The organism is Bacillus cereus group sp. MYBK79-1 (assembly GCF_051915365.1).
Lineage (GTDB): Bacteria > Bacillota > Bacilli > Bacillales > Bacillaceae_G > Bacillus_A.
On sequence record NZ_JBQAEO010000031.1, the window covers coordinates 1 to 15608 of the forward strand.

Sequence of the window (15608 nt, forward strand, 5' to 3'; positions counted from 1 at the left end):
TACTCGGTCGCTCATTTGCGACTTCCTTATGTTAACATCTTCGTTAGTTAATGTCAACTAAGTTTTTTATTTCGTTTGCCGCGTTCTGCGTTATTGCATCGGCGACTTGTTTTATATTACACCTCTATACTCTAATCGTCAACATGTTTTTCTAAAAAAATATAAAAAGGCTTATTTCTTTTAAAATAAGCCTTTTTATCATACAGCATTCTATTCGTTTATTATTTTTCTATAATTGGTAACGAGACGATAAACTGAATAATACCATCCTCATATTCAGCTCGAATACTACCTCCTTGCAACTCAACAATACTTTTCGCAATCGCTAATCCAAGTCCCGACCCTTCTGTTACTCTACTCCGGGATTGATCTTTCTTATAAAAGCGTTCAAACAAACTCCCTAACTCTTCTCTCGTAAACTCTTCACTATGATTCGCAATTACAATTTGTATATCCCGGCGCTGCCTTTGAAGAGAAACTTTTATCTCTCCATCATCTTTACTATACTTAATCGCGTTCATTAATAGATTATCAAATACACGGACCATCTTTTCCGAATCAATCGCCGCATAGGCACGTTCCTCAGGAAACTTCTTAACAAACGTAAGTCCATGCTCTTCTGCTTGCGGTACTAACTCTTCTATTAATTGATCGAGTAACTCATTTATACAAACCTCTTGTTTTTCTAATATAACTTGCTCATTTGTTAACTTCGTATACTCAAATAAATCTTCTATTAAATTCTTTAACTGCTCCGACTTCGCAAAAGCAATTCTCGTGTACTCATCATGTTGTTCTTTATTTTCATATTTAGAATCTCGAAGTAATCGCAAGTAACCCATAATAGAAGTCAGTGGTGTACGCAAATCGTGAGATACATTCGTAATAAGCTCGTTCTTTTGCTTCTCTAATTTACGTTCCTTTTCTATATTATTCATAAGCTCTTCTGCCATATTATTAATATTCTCAGTTAAAGACGCAATCTCGTCTTCACCTTTTTTCTCAATACGGTACGCTAAGTTTCCTTTTTCTATTTCCTTTACACCTTGTGCCATCGCTTCAATTTGCTTCATCTTTCTCTTTGTTATATAGAAGAAAGAGAAAATAAATACGAGTACACCTATGAAAAATGGAAACGGTCCTTCTTGCGTATCATATATGACTTCACCTTCTGGAATCCCACTAACAAACATGTATAAATTCTTATCTTCTATTGTAATAGGTGAAAAGGATATAAATTCTTTTCTCGTATTTTCAAATACATCTCGACCGTTTGAATAATTAATCGCAAACGATGCTGCATTACGAATCGTATTATGCAAATCAATTTGCTCTTCTTGTGCCTGCTTCGTTTTATATAAAACTTTACCACTCTCGTCAGTAACCAATACTTTTAAAGCTCGAGAACCTCGTTCTAAATTTTGATTCTCTATTTCAATCATACTTGATATAGCCTCTAATTTATTTTCTTGAACTGAATTATTCGCTACACTTTGAGCTTGTTGGTTAATTTGTTCCATACCAATCCGATAATCGATTGTCGCCTGCCGATTCGCATTCTCAAAAAATGGCGCTGCTCCCTTCGCTGACAAAAATCCTAATAACGCACAAGCAGTAAAAGCAGTAATAAGTTGAATTCGTATACTCCGTTTCACACTCTTCACTATCTTTCCAATTAATTCTCGAATTTTCCTAACATAAGTAAATGGATTAAATATCTTTTTCAATCTTATACCCCACTCCCCATACTGTTTTTATATATATCGGCTTCCTTGGATTCTCTTCAATCTTTTCACGCACTTTCCGAATATGAACCATTACCGTGTTATCCGACTGGAAAGACCTTTCGTTCCAAACCTTTTCATAAATTTGTTCCGCGCTAAAGACCATCCCAGGATTACGAGCCAGTAATTCTAAAATAGAAAATTCCCGCGGGGTCAGTTTCACTTCTTCTCCAGCCACAATAACTTTGTGGGTTGAGATGTTTATTTTCATCTCTCCAATTTCTAACTCGTCCTCATTTTGAATAGCAAAACCATTCATCTTCATATAACGACGTAACTGAGATTTAATTCTTGCGATTAACTCTAACGGATTGAATGGTTTCGTCACGTAATCATCTGCACCTGTTGTTAACCCTAAAATTTTATCCATATCTTGCGTTTTCGCAGAAAGCATAATAATTGGCATTTCTTTCGATTCTCTTACTTTCATACACATATGAATGCCGTCTACTTTTGGCATCATAATATCTAATACAACCAGATGCACTTCATTTTCCTCTAGTAAACGTAACCCTTCTTCTCCGTCCCCTGCTTGTAATACTTTATATCCTTCATTCTTTAAATAGATTGTAATAAGATTCCTAATTTCTTTTTCATCATCTACGACAAGTATTGTTTCGGTTGCCACAATATCTCCCCCATCACTTTTTTAATCCCTAACTTCTATTATAGGAAAACTTCTGAAGAAAAACGCTCGGAAATCCTTAAGATTTTCTGAAGACGCAAAAAAGGTCTAGACTCCCCTTAAGTCTAGACCTTTCAAAAACCCCTTTTATTTACGAACGTAGATGAAATATAGTACGAATAAAACTCCCATAACATACATAATTGGATGAATCTCTTTACGACGACCACTTACTACCATTGTAATTGGATAGAAGATAAAGCCAATCGCAATTCCTGTTGCAATACTATACGTAAGTGGCATTGAAATGATAGTAAAGAATGCTGGTACTGCAATCTCGAATTTCTTCCAATCAATTTCGCCTAAAGATGAAACCATCAAGATCCCTACAATAATTAATGCTGGAGCTGTTACAGCTGGTGTCACAACACTTAATAGTGGTGAGAAGAATAGCGCTAGCAAGAAGAATCCTGCTGTTACAACTGCTGTAAATCCAGAACGTCCACCTGCTGCTACCCCAGCAGACGACTCAATGTAAGATGTTGTTGTTGATGTACCTAAGATCGCACCGATTACGGTTGCAATCGCATCTGCGAATAACGCTTTTCCTGCACGTGGTAATTTATTGTTCTTCATTAATCCCGCTTGATTCGCAACCGCTACAAGTGTACCCGCTGTATCAAAGAAATCGATAAAGAAGAACGTTATAATAACAATCGCCATTTCAACAGTGAAAATGTCTCCGAAGTGCGTTAATGCCGCACCGAACGTTGGTTCTAGACTCGGTATTGCTCCCACTACTGCTTTTGGAGTATCAATTAATCCTGTTGCTACTCCTAAGATTGCTGTAAGAATCATACCGTAGAATACTGCACCATTAACTTTCTTAATCATGAAGATGATTGTCGTAACAACCCCAAAGATTGCTAGTAACGTTGTGCCCTTTGTTAAATCCCCCAATCCAACAAGAACAGCATCATTTTTCACGATAATTCCGGCATTTTGGAATCCAAGGAATGCAATGAACAATCCGATACCTGCCGCTACTGCAAACTTTAACTCTGATGGAATTGCATTAATGATTTTTTCACGAATACCTGAAGCTGTAAGAATAATAAAGATAATACCTGACATTAATGTTCCAGCAATTGCTGTTTGCCACGGAATACCCATCGTTAACACTGCCGTATAAGCAAAGAACGCATTAATTCCCATACCCGGTGCCAAAGCAATTGGATACTTCGCAAATATCCCCATAATTAACGAACCAATCGCTGCTGCTAATGCTGTGGCAACGAATACTGCACCTGGATCCATTCCTGTACCTGCTGGTAGCCCTTTAACATTTCCAAGTGACAGCGTAGCAGGATTGACAAATAGTACGTAAGCCATAGATAGAAATGTCGTTAACCCTGCTATGAACTCTGTTTTATAATTTGTTCCGAGTTCATCAAACTGAAAATAGCGTTTCATCTTACGTTTCCCCCGTTATATGATTACTCGCCGTATTTCCCCTAGCCCTCTTTTATCTATAAAAATAAAAAAGGCTTCCATTACATATACATGGAAGCGTTCTATGAATAAAGATAAGATTCCCCTCACCTTTATAAAAACGCCTCGTAGTCAAGCCATTTACGGTAGCTAGGTAGAAACTTTCGGGCCATATCCCCGATATTATACGACGGCATAATATTCACTTTTCGTTTGAATTACATACTCATATTAACTCGAGTTTGTGGTTTTGTCAATTTAAAAACGAACATTTTTATAAACTTTTATACTTTCGTTCGGATTAACGATAAAAATACAAAAGATCCATCTATGCATGAGCAATAGATGGATCTTTTTTTATAATACTATTCCCACTCAATCGTTGCTGGTGGCTTACTTGTTATATCATACACGATACGGTTAACGTGTTTTACTTCGTTTACGATACGTACAGAGATTTTCTCTAATACGTCCCAAGGGATACGTGCCCAGTCAGCTGTCATACCGTCGATAGATGTTACTGCACGGATACCTACTGTGTAATCGTAAGTACGCTCGTCACCCATAACACCTACGCTACGCATACCAGGAAGCGCAGTGAAGTATTGCCAAACTTCGCGGTCTAAGCCCGCTTTAATAATTTCTTCACGTAAAATCGCATCAGATTCACGAACGATTTCTAATTTCTCTTCTGTGATTTCACCTAATACACGAATACCAAGACCCGGACCTGGGAATGGTTGACGCCATACGATTTCATCAGGAATTCCTAATTCTGATCCTAATACACGTACTTCATCTTTAAATAAAGTGTTTAAAGGCTCAATTAATTTGAACTGCATGTCTTCTGGAAGTCCACCAACGTTATGGTGAGATTTAATTGTTTGTGCAGTTGCTGTACCACTCTCAACGATATCTGTGTAAAGTGTACCTTGTGCTAGGAAGTCCATTCCTTGTAATTTAGAAGCTTCATCATCAAAAACATAAATGAATTCATTACCGATGATTTTACGTTTTTGCTCTGGATCTTCTACACCTTTTAACTTGTTCATGAAGCGTTCTTGTGCATCCACTTTAATAACGTTCATGTGGAAGCCTTCGCTGAATGTTTTCATAACGCCTTCTGCTTCACCTTTACGAAGTAAGCCGTGGTCAACGAAAATACAAGTTAATTGATCGCCGATTGCTTTATGAATTAATACTGCTACAACAGAAGAGTCTACACCGCCGCTAAGTGCGCATAGTACTTTTTTGTCTCCAACAGTTTCACGGATTTTCTCTAATTCTACTTCGATAAAGTTCTCCATGTTCCATCCTTCAGAACAACCACATGCGCCGAATACGAAGTTTTTAATTAAATCGTTACCGTGCTCAGAGTGACGTACTTCTGGGTGGAATTGTACACCGTATAAGTTTTGCTCTTCATTGCTCATACCAGCAATTGGACAAGACTCACTTGTTGCATCTACTACGAATCCTTCAGGTAAACCAGTTACTAAGTCACCATGACTCATCCATACAACTTGCTCTTCTGGAAGGTTCGCATATAATTTTGATTCGTTCTCTACTTTAAGAACAGCTTTTCCGTACTCACGGTGGTTTGCACGTTCTACTTTACCACCAAAGTGTTGTGTCATAAGCTGCATACCGTAACAAATACCGAAGATCGGTAATCCTAGTTCAAAGATTTTTTCATCACAATGTAATGCACCTTCACCGTATACACTATTTGGTCCACCAGAGAAGATAATCCCTTTTGGATTCATTGCTTTAATTTCTTCTGCAGTAATTGTATGTGGATGAAGTTCACTGTATACACCGAACTCACGAATTCGACGTGCTATTAACTGATTGTACTGACTCCCAAAATCTAAAACGATAATTGTATCATGCTGCTTCTTCAAAATAATCACCCCAACGTTAGTTCTCGTATATAAATATTTTCACCAATTTGGCGAAAAGCATTACTAATATAATAAAAAAAGCCAGTCCTCCGCCTCTAGTCTCATAACAAAGAAAAGGCAGGGGTCTGGCTTTATAAAGAAAGATAGTCTTCCGCTCTTTATAAATATAAGACACACTGCCTTCATAGTCAGGTTGTTTACGGTAACCCGGTAGAGACTCTCAAACCTTATCTTTGAGGATATATGAAGGATCGTTTTATATTATCTTCCTAGATTCTAACAATGAAGTATCGATATGGTCAAGAGAGAAAGCGACAAAATTCTACAGAAATTCATTTCCTTTTCTAAAAAACATAAAAAAACATCCATTTCTATATAGAAATGGATGTTTTTCGAGCAAACGGAATTACATCATTCCGCCCATACCACCCATGCCCATGCCGCCCATGTCAGGCATTGCTGGTGCATTTGGTTCTGGCTTGTCAGCTACTACAGCTTCAGTCGTTAAGAACATAGCTGCAACAGATGCTGCGTTTTGAAGTGCAGAGCGAGTTACTTTAGCTGGATCTACGATACCAGTTTCAAGCATGTTAACCCACTCGCCAGTAGCTGCGTTGAAACCAACGCCTACTTTTTCGCCTTTCAGACGCTCTACAACTACAGATCCTTCTAGACCAGCGTTGATTGCGATTTGACGAACTGGCTCTTCTAGTGCACGAAGTACGATGTTGATACCTGTTGCTTCGTCGCCTTCAGCTACGATAGAAGCTACTTTCGTGTATACGTTCATAAGTGAAGTACCACCACCTGCAACGATACCTTCTTCTACTGCTGCACGAGTTGAGTTAAGTGCATCTTCAATACGAAGTTTGCGCTCTTTTAACTCAGTTTCAGTTGCTGCACCTACTTTAATTACTGCTACGCCACCTGCAAGTTTTGCAAGACGCTCTTGTAATTTTTCACGATCGAATTCAGAAGTTGTTTCTTCTAATTGCGCACGGATTTGGCCAATGCGAGCTTCGATTTGTTGTGAATTTCCAATACCTTCAACTACAGTTGTGTTTTCTTTCGTTACAACAACTTTACCAGCGCGTCCTAAAGATTCAATTGTAGCAGATTTTAAGTCACGACCTAATTCTTCAGTGATTACTTCGCCACCAGTTAAGATTGCGATATCTTCTAGCATTGCTTTACGACGGTCACCAAATCCAGGAGCTTTAACAGCTACTACATTGAATGTACCACGAAGTTTGTTCACTACTAATGTAGCTAACGCTTCGCCTTCTACGTCTTCAGCGATGATAAGAAGTGGTTTACCTTGTTGTACCACTTGCTCTAATACTGGTAAGATTTCTTGGATGTTAGAAATCTTTTTATCAGTAATTAAGATGTATGGGTTATCAAGAACCGCTTCCATTTTGTCAGAATCAGTAATCATGTAAGGAGATGCATATCCACGATCAAATTGCATACCTTCTACTACGTCTAATTCTGTTGTGAATCCTTTAGACTCTTCTAAAGTAATAACGCCGTCGTTACCAACGCGCTCCATTGCTTCAGCGATTAATTGACCTACTTCTTCGTCAGCCGCAGAAATAGCAGCTACTTGTGCGATAGAAGATTTACCTTCGATTGGTTTAGAAATCTCTTTTAATTCTGCAATTGCAGCAGTAACAGCTTTTTCGATACCTTTACGAAGACCCATTGGGTTCGCACCAGCTGTTACGTTTTTAAGACCTTCACGAATCATAGCTTGTGCTAATACAGTTGCAGTTGTTGTTCCGTCACCAGCTACATCATTTGTTTTGCTAGCAACTTCTGCTACTAATTTCGCACCCATGTTTTCGAATGCATCTTCTAATTCAATTTCTTTTGCGATTGTTACACCGTCATTTGTAATAAGTGGTGAACCAAATTTTTTCTCAAGTACAACGTTACGACCTTTTGGTCCAAGCGTTACTTTTACTGCGTTTGCAAGAGTGTCGACACCGCGAAGCATCGAACGACGTGCTTCTTCACTAAATTTAATATCTTTTGCCATAATAATTGACCCCCTTGGATTTTTTAAGATTTATATAATTAACCGATAACTGCTAAAATGTCACTTTCACGTAAAATCAAGTAGTCAGTACCTTCGTATTTCACTTCAGTACCTGCATATTTTGAGAAGATGATAAGATCACCTGCTGCTACCTCTAAAGCAACACGCTCACCATTTTCAAGCACTCGACCAGTACCTACTGCAATAACTTTACCCTCTTGTGGTTTTTCTTTTGCAGTGTCTGGTAATACAATACCACTTGCTGTTTTTTCTTCCGCTTGAACAAGCTCAATTACAACGCGATCACCTAATGGCTTTAGCATGAACAATAACCTCCTCATTTTGTTATGTAAATTTTTTTATTAGCACTCAAGTCACCCGAGTGCTAACACACTTCTAATAATAAATAATCTCAATTTCTTTTGCAAGTAAAAAAATCATAATTTTTTCGCAAATTCAGCTATACACTTTTCTATATAGAGTCCCTCTTCTTCTACCTTTACCATATGAATCGTTGTTTCCACTACTCGTATGTTACAATATGAAAGGACACCCTAAGTTGTTTTCGCTACACAGACAACTTTCTCCTGTCTTCTATTATAATTTCAAATGAGGATTTACAAAAAAAACATAATTTACGTGAGGTTTATATCGTAGGTAGCATATTTACATGTTATCCTACCTTATCTCATACACTAGAGTTAGAAAGGATGGTTAAACCATTTGAAAAAACAATATTGGTGGGTTATCGTTACATACATTTTAATGCAGTTGTCATCCATTGCTGGATTACCGCTTCTCCTGAAAACTGGACTTTATGATAACAGGGGATTTACTAGGGAGGAGAAACTCCAACTCATAACTGGCCACTGGGCAATCATTAGTTTCTTTATTGCATTATGTATCGTACTTTGGTTACTTAGAACAGATATTCGTGACAGACGTTTAGATACAATGCGCTCTTCGGTTCCAGCTACGATCGGTTGGATTTTTATCGGGTTCTTCTTAGCATTTTTCTCGCAAAGTATTGCCGGTATGATAGAAATGCGTTTATTAGGAATTAAACCTGGATCTGAAAATACAGCGAGACTTATGGATATCGCAAGAACGACACCTTGGTTCCTTATCGTTATATCTATAATAGGACCTATTTTGGAAGAAATCGTATTTAGAAAAATTTTATTTGGTACACTTTATAAGAAGTTTAACTTCTTTATTGCTGCTATCATTAGTTCTCTCGTATTCGCAGCAATTCATTTTGATTTCACTCACTTATTGGTATACACTTCTATGGGACTCGTATTCGCTTTTTTATATGTAAAAACGAAGCGTATTATCGTCCCTATCGCAGCTCATGTTGCAATGAATACATTAGTTGCAGTTGCTCAAGTTTTAATGAGCAATGAACAAATTCAAGAAATGATTAAAGAAGCTGAAAAAATGCAAGGCTTTATCGGAGGATTTTTAGTATGAGAAACTCACCATTGTTCATGGCTGCATTGTACTTCCTTCTTGGGTGTATCTTTACACGCTTCGCCATTACGAACGTAACAGATACAATCTGGAATATGTGGACAATACTATTTGCAGTTATGGCAACAATTGATTTTAATTTGGCACTTCGCCTTATCTTAGTTAAATTCACAAAGAAAAAACAATAATAAAACGCAGAGGTCGCTTCCTCTGCGTTTTATTGTGGATAATTCTTTAAAAAGTAAACAAGTGTTTGTAACTCTACTGCTAAATCAATATGGTGAATTCTTATATTATCTGACACATTTAAGCGCGCTGGTGTGAAATTTAAAATACCATGCACGTTCGTTTCTGCCAATCTATCTGCTACAGATTGTGCTACTGTAGCGGGTACTGTTAATATTGCCACTTGTATATCAGTTGATAAACGTTCTTCTAATTCATCTAAATGATATACAGGAATGCCCCCGATTTCTGTCCCGACTTTCTCTTCACTAACATCAAACGCCATTTCAATTTTTGTATTATTGTTTTTCGTGAAATTATAATGTAAGAAAGCGGTCCCTAAATTACCTACTCCAATAAGTGCTACACGTGTTATATCATCTTGGTCGAGTGTTTCACGGAAAAATGATAATAAATAATTTACGTTATATCCATAACCTTTTTTCCCTAACGCTCCAAAATATGAAAAATCTCTTCGAATCGTTGCGGAATCAACTTTTACCGCTTCGCTCAATTCGGCTGATGAAACACGTTGCTTACCAGAAAGAGATAAGTTTTGGATAAATCGATAGTATAGAGGCAATCGTTTGGCAGTGGCCTGTGGAATTTTTTGCTGATCCATATAACCTCTCCTCTCTTCCTATCTTTATTCATATACTTGAATCAAATACAGAAGTTTAGCACTCATGAATTTCCCTGTATAATAAAGAGAAGAAGTATTCTCTCTTTATTTTAAACTATACACTATTTTTAGTATGATTGAGAAATATAAACATGGCAAAGTTAAGAAATTATTTGAGGTGAAAACATTGATTTTATTACAAGTAAACGCGCTTACGAAATTATACGGTGCAGAAACGATTCTTGCAAACATAAAATTGGAAGTTCAAACGAAAGATCGTATCGCACTAGTCGGACGAAATGGGGCCGGAAAATCTACATTATTAAAAATAATAGCTGGTGAGCTATCTCATGATGGTGGCGAAATTATAAAACCGAAAGATGTCTCAATCGGATACTTAGCTCAAAATACCGGATTAGAAACGTCTTTAACAATTTGGGATGAAATGTTAACCGTCTTTACACACTTGCAGCAAATGGAGACAAAACTTCGAAGGCTAGAGCACGAAATGGGAAAAGAAGAAAACTTTTCAAACGAGGCTACATACGAAAGATTATTAGCTGACTATGACCAATTACAATTAAATTATAAAGATCAAGGTGGCTATCAGTACGAAGCAGATATTCGCTCGATTTTAAGTGGGCTTGGCTTCCCAGTTGAAACGCACCAAACGACAATTTCTACATTAAGCGGTGGACAAAAAACACGATTAGCTCTCGGTAAATTATTATTAACGAAACCAGACCTACTTATTTTGGACGAGCCTACAAACCATTTAGACATCGAAACATTAACATGGCTTGAACAATATCTACAAGGCTATCCTGGCGCAATACTAATCGTTTCCCATGACCGTTATTTCTTAGATAAACTCGTTACACAAGTATATGAAATTTCGAATAAAGAAAGCAGACGATTTGTTGGTAACTACAGTAAATATTTAGACTTAAAATCAGCGCTATACGAGCAAGAAATGAAACGTTATGAAAAACAACAAGATGAAATCGCTAAGCTTGAGGACTTCGTTCAAAAAAATATAGCGCGTGCATCTACGACAAAACGTGCCCAAAGCCGTCGTAAACAATTAGACCGAATGGAATTATTAACAAGACCATTAGGTGATTCTAAGTCAGCTTCCTTCCACTTCGATATCGAAAAACAAAGTGGAAATGATGTTTTACAAGTAAAGGATGCAACTATCGGCTATGATGAGGATCCGATTATTGAACATGTAACGATGCGCTTAACTCGCGGGGATAGCGTTGCTTTAGTTGGTCCAAACGGAATTGGGAAATCCACATTATTAAAATCACTTGTGAATAAGTTACCACTATTACATGGTGATGTTTCTTTCGGATCCAATGTATCTGTTGGTTATTATGATCAAGAACAAGCAAACTTAACATCTTCTAAGCGGGTTTTAAATGAGTTATGGGATGAATATCCCTTGCAGCCTGAAAAAGAGATTCGCACGATATTAGGTAACTTCTTATTCACAGGGGATGATGTACTAAAACCAGTATCTTCTCTTAGTGGTGGACAAAAAGCTCGATTAGCTCTTGCAAAACTTATGATGCAAAAATCGAATTTATTAATTCTTGATGAACCTACGAACCATCTTGATTTAAATAGTAAAGAGATTTTAGAGAATGCTTTAATTGATTATCCAGGCACCCTTCTATTTGTCTCCCATGACCGCTACTTTATTAATCGTGTAACGACGACCGTTGTTGAGTTGTCAACAGAAGGTGCACAAGAGTATTTAGGCGATTACGATTACTACGTTGAAAAGAAAAATGAAATGATTGAACGTGCAGCATTTGAACAACAAGAACAGCAAGAAAACCAAGCACCTGTTCAAAAAACTGTTGCTCAAGAAAAATTAAATTATCTCGAAGAAAAAGAGCGGAAACAATTAGAGCGTCAACGCACTCGAAAAATTGAGGAGCTAGAACAAAACATTGTAGAATTTGAAGAAGAAATTGCTACGTTAGAAGATCAACTTTGCTTACCAGAAATATATGCAGATTATGAAAAGGCTAGTGAAATTACAACGAAAAAGCAAACACTACAAGAGCAACTTGATGCTTGTATGGCAGAATGGGAAGAATTGCATTTATAAGAGTATGAATAAGAAGGGTGTCTCATAAGTCGGGATTTTTGACTATGCGACATCCTTTTTATCTTCTAGTTGGGATCAACGTCATATTGTATAAACGATTCGACACGGAATATCGATTAACCGACAAAGTTTGACAATGTTAGCGCACTTCTATAATAAGGGCACATTTCAAAATGTTTTTTAGAGATATCTTCTTGCTATTTATTTCCCAAAAAAGAATACATGTAAAGGTCAGACCTTATCTACTTTATCCACAAGGTTATACACATATCCACCTTTATAAAATAAACCCCAAAATAACTTTTCCACATTATCCACAACTAATAAAAAAGTTATCAACATTTTATATACACAATAAAACCCACATTATCAACAGATAATATGGGTTTTATCCACAAGCTGTGGTTAATTTTGTGCATAACTATGCTTCAATATCTAATCCTGGATTTGCATTTAAAGCTAATGTAGCACGTTTTCCTTGTTCATATGCAATTGTACCTGCGGCTGCAATCATCGCTGCATTATCAGTACATAAAGATAGTGGAGGAATAATTAGCTCAATATTTTCTTTTGTCGCAAATTCCGCTTCCAAACGTGCGCGAAGTCCTTTATTCGCAGCTACTCCACCAGCAAGAAGCAGTTGCTTTACGTTATACGCTTCTGCTGCACGAGATGCTTTCGTTACAAGCACATCTATTACACTCTCTTGGAAACTTGCTGCTAAATCTTCCGGTGCAATTTCTATCCCGCGTTGTTTTGCGTTATGCACAGTGTTGATAACTGCTGATTTCAATCCACTGAAACTGAAATCATACGAATCAGGTTCTAGCCATGCACGAGGCAAATCGATTGTCGGTTCCCCTTCATGTGCAAGGCGATCAATATGAGGACCACCTGGATATGGCATGGATAACGTTCGAGCTACTTTATCGTATGCCTCTCCAGCTGCATCGTCTCTTGTTTCACCAATCACTTCGAATGAACCATGTTCTTTCATATAAACAAGCTCCGTATGTCCACCAGATACAACAAGTGATAGTAGTGGGAATTGAACTTCTTTTACTAAACGGTTCGCATAAATGTGCCCAGCGATATGATGAACACCAACTAGAGGAATATCATGTGCAAAAGCCACTGCTTTCGCTGCATTTACCCCTATTAAAAGCGCTCCTACTAAACCAGGTCCTTCTGTTACAGCAATTGCATCAATATCATCAAAAGTGATATTTGCTTCTTTTAAAGCTTCTTCTAATACAACTGTAATTTCTTCTACATGATGACGGGATGCAATCTCTGGTACAACTCCACCAAAACGTTTATGACTTTCAATTTGTGATGCAACGACATTCGCAATAATTTCCGTTCCATTTTTAACAACTGCTACTGCTGTTTCATCACAACTTGTTTCAATACCAAGTATAATCGTATTTTTTTCCATTATATATTCACCCACATTACGAGACCATCTTCCTGATTGTCTGCATAGTATCGTTTACGAATTCCACCATTTTGAAATCCGTATTTTCTGTATAACTGTTTTGCTACTTCATTTGATACACGTACTTCAAGTGTCATCGTTTTTACCCCTAAATCTTTCGCTTCGGAAATAACTTCATTCAATAAAGCATCCCCTAGCTTTTGACCTCTGTATTCTGGCAAAATAGCTATATTTGTTATATGTGATTCATCAATAATTATCCACAATCCACAATACCCAATTACACGACCATCTTTTTCTAGCACAACATAATGCGCATGTTCATTCGTCGTTAACTCCCGGCGAAAGGCATCTGCAGTCCAAGGAGTTGAAAAAGACGCTTCTTCAATAGCTACAATTTGAGCGATATCATCGAGTTCCATCTTTCTAAATATCATATCCATCTTTTGCAAGCTCCTACTTGTTTTGACTTTCTAACCACTTTGTTTCAGCTTCAGCTAACCGAAGATAACTAGGAACAAATGAATGTACATCTTGTTCCTCTTTTTGTAATCCTAAGAACGCCAACTCACTTGGTCTTGGGTTATTTTTAGTAAAAGGAGCAAATACAGCTTGATTGCCTAAATGTTCTATTATTGTTTCTTTGTGCAGTCTAACATCGTTACCAATAAATAAAACCGGCTTTCCTTTATCTTTTAACATTTGCAACCAGTCTACAATAAGGATGATTCGGTCTTCTTCTATAGAAGTTACATTCTCTCCTTTATATGTATATAGCCCAGTATAAATTTGTCCACGTCTTCCATCGAATAAAGGACAGATCAATCCATTAAAATTAGCACCGTTTGCAGCTACTACTTCTAAACTTGATACACCTACAATTGGTATTTGAAGTGACCAAGCTAATGTTTTTGCAGCTGTCACACCTATACGAACACCAGTATATGATCCAGGCCCAGCAGCTACAACGATTTTAGTTAATTCTTTCGGTTTTACACCACATTCTTTTAACAATTTCTCTACAGCTGGCATAAGACGTACAGAATGATTTTTTGTTAAGTTTGTAATGATTTCCCCAATTACGTTTCCTTCCTCAATAAGGGATACACCCATTACGTAATTTGAAGTATCAATTGCTAGTACTTTCATCTTGTAATAGCTCCTCACATAATCTAATATATCGATCTCCAATTGGCTCGAGTACAATTTTCCTTGTATCATCTCCAGCATGGAATAAACTAATTTGTAACTTCTGATTTGGTAAAAATGCTTCTATTAAATGAGCCCATTCTACTACGGTAATTCCTTCACCGTAGAAATACTCATCAAAACCTAAGTCCTCTTCACTTTCTGCTAAGCGATACACGTCCATATGATATAGCGGCAATCTCCCTTTATATTCTTTAATAATATTAAAGGTAGGACTATTTACAACTCTTTTCACTCCAAGACCTTTTGCTAGTCCTTTTGTAAAAGTTGTCTTACCAGCCCCTAGATCTCCTTCTAAAATAATTACATCTTGCGCCTGGGCAAGTCCACCTAGTTTTTCTGATAATCTTTGTGTTTCCTCAGAAGAGTTTGTTGTTATTTCATATTTACTCACAGACTTCACCTACTTTACTCACAATGTTCTCTGCTCTTTATTATACAGGTTTTGAATATATAAAAAAGTCCTTAGGAGTTTTCCTAAGGATAGTTTGACTGTCTTTATTAGTTTTTTGTTAAAACAAATAAAAAAATACGAAACAACATGTTTCGTTCTTTTCTTTATATAAAATGGCGGTCCCGACCGGGGTCGAACCGGCGATCTCCTGCGTGACAGGCAGGCATGTTAACCACTACACCACGGGACCATTTGGTTGCGGGGACAGGATTTGAACCTG

The 15608-nt window shown here is 37.2% G+C and carries 14 protein-coding genes, 1 tRNA gene and 2 riboswitches; of the genes, 3 read left to right on the forward strand and 12 right to left on the reverse strand.

Annotated elements, in window-relative coordinates; all coding sequences use genetic code 11:
• Positions 1-221 precede the first annotated feature (221 nt).
• The 6 genes from ACTFOB_RS26045 to groES all read right to left on the reverse strand — a co-directional run bounded on the left by ACTFOB_RS26045 (position 222) and on the right by groES (position 8168).
• Positions 222-1727, reverse strand: coding sequence for an ATP-binding protein (locus ACTFOB_RS26045; RefSeq protein ID WP_440030091.1), 1506 nt, complete (start codon positions 1725-1727; stop codon positions 222-224).
• A complete protein-coding gene (locus ACTFOB_RS26050; RefSeq protein ID WP_073519049.1) occupies positions 1711-2412 on the reverse strand; it encodes a response regulator transcription factor in 702 nt (233 codons plus the stop codon). The genes ACTFOB_RS26045 and ACTFOB_RS26050 overlap by 17 nt, the downstream gene beginning before the upstream one ends.
• Before the next feature lie 144 nt (positions 2413-2556).
• A complete protein-coding gene (locus ACTFOB_RS26055) occupies positions 2557-3882 on the reverse strand; it encodes an NCS2 family permease (protein ID WP_440030087.1) in 1326 nt (441 codons plus the stop codon).
• Positions 3883-4009: 127 nt separating this feature from the next.
• A riboswitch (purine riboswitch) is annotated at positions 4010-4111 on the reverse strand.
• A gap of 154 nt (positions 4112-4265) precedes the next feature.
• On the reverse strand, positions 4266-5804 hold the full coding sequence (gene guaA, locus ACTFOB_RS26060; RefSeq protein ID WP_000743915.1) for a glutamine-hydrolyzing GMP synthase: 1539 nt from the start codon (positions 5802-5804) through the stop codon (positions 4266-4268).
• Positions 5805-5969: 165 nt separating this feature from the next.
• Positions 5970-6071, reverse strand: a riboswitch (purine riboswitch).
• A gap of 139 nt (positions 6072-6210) precedes the next feature.
• Positions 6211-7845 carry a chaperonin GroEL gene (groL, locus tag ACTFOB_RS26065; protein WP_001029984.1) on the reverse strand — a complete coding sequence of 545 codons (1635 nt, stop codon included), beginning with the start codon at positions 7843-7845 and terminating at the stop codon, positions 6211-6213.
• A 38-nt stretch (positions 7846-7883) separates the two neighbouring features.
• Positions 7884-8168 carry a co-chaperone GroES gene (groES, locus tag ACTFOB_RS26070; protein ID WP_000917306.1) on the reverse strand — a complete coding sequence of 95 codons (285 nt, stop codon included), beginning with the start codon at positions 8166-8168 and terminating at the stop codon, positions 7884-7886.
• A gap of 400 nt (positions 8169-8568) precedes the next feature.
• Between groES and ACTFOB_RS26075 the strand changes: the two genes are divergently transcribed.
• Both ACTFOB_RS26075 and ACTFOB_RS26080 read left to right on the forward strand, forming a co-directional pair.
• Positions 8569-9318 carry a lysostaphin resistance A-like protein gene (locus ACTFOB_RS26075; RefSeq protein WP_440030084.1) on the forward strand — a complete coding sequence of 250 codons (750 nt, stop codon included), beginning with the start codon at positions 8569-8571 and terminating at the stop codon, positions 9316-9318.
• Positions 9315-9506, forward strand: coding sequence for a YdiK family protein (locus tag ACTFOB_RS26080; protein ID WP_001246201.1), 192 nt, complete (start codon positions 9315-9317; stop codon positions 9504-9506). Before ACTFOB_RS26075 ends, ACTFOB_RS26080 begins: the two co-directional genes overlap by 4 nt.
• A gap of 29 nt (positions 9507-9535) precedes the next feature.
• Here ACTFOB_RS26080 and ACTFOB_RS26085 read toward each other — a convergent pair whose 3' ends face one another.
• Positions 9536-10165: a redox-sensing transcriptional repressor Rex gene (locus ACTFOB_RS26085; RefSeq protein ID WP_000372703.1), complete on the reverse strand. Its 630-nt coding sequence runs from the start codon at positions 10163-10165 to the stop codon at positions 9536-9538.
• Positions 10166-10352: 187 nt separating this feature from the next.
• Between ACTFOB_RS26085 and ACTFOB_RS26090 the strand changes: the two genes are divergently transcribed.
• Positions 10353-12287 carry an ABC-F family ATP-binding cassette domain-containing protein gene (locus ACTFOB_RS26090; RefSeq protein ID WP_440030094.1) on the forward strand — a complete coding sequence of 645 codons (1935 nt, stop codon included), beginning with the start codon at positions 10353-10355 and terminating at the stop codon, positions 12285-12287.
• Between the two features lie 421 nt (positions 12288-12708).
• On the opposite strand, the gene tsaD is transcribed toward ACTFOB_RS26090, so the two are convergent.
• From tsaD to ACTFOB_RS26115, 5 genes are all read right to left on the reverse strand, one after another.
• A complete protein-coding gene (tsaD, locus tag ACTFOB_RS26095; RefSeq protein WP_064475181.1) occupies positions 12709-13725 on the reverse strand; it encodes a tRNA (adenosine(37)-N6)-threonylcarbamoyltransferase complex transferase subunit TsaD in 1017 nt (338 codons plus the stop codon).
• Positions 13725-14168, reverse strand: a complete 444-nt coding sequence (gene rimI / locus ACTFOB_RS26100) for a ribosomal protein S18-alanine N-acetyltransferase (protein WP_440030081.1) — start codon at positions 14166-14168, stop codon at positions 13725-13727. Before rimI ends, tsaD begins: the two co-directional genes overlap by 1 nt.
• A 13-nt stretch (positions 14169-14181) precedes the next feature.
• Positions 14182-14874 carry a tRNA (adenosine(37)-N6)-threonylcarbamoyltransferase complex dimerization subunit type 1 TsaB gene (tsaB, locus tag ACTFOB_RS26105; RefSeq protein WP_440030079.1) on the reverse strand — a complete coding sequence of 231 codons (693 nt, stop codon included), beginning with the start codon at positions 14872-14874 and terminating at the stop codon, positions 14182-14184.
• Entirely contained in the window at positions 14855-15328 is a 474-nt protein-coding gene (gene tsaE / locus ACTFOB_RS26110) for a tRNA (adenosine(37)-N6)-threonylcarbamoyltransferase complex ATPase subunit type 1 TsaE (RefSeq protein ID WP_440030074.1), read from the reverse strand. The genes tsaB and tsaE overlap by 20 nt, the downstream gene beginning before the upstream one ends.
• A gap of 174 nt (positions 15329-15502) precedes the next feature.
• Positions 15503-15578: transfer RNA gene (locus ACTFOB_RS26115), tRNA-Asp, on the reverse strand.
• Positions 15579-15608 lie beyond the last annotated feature (30 nt).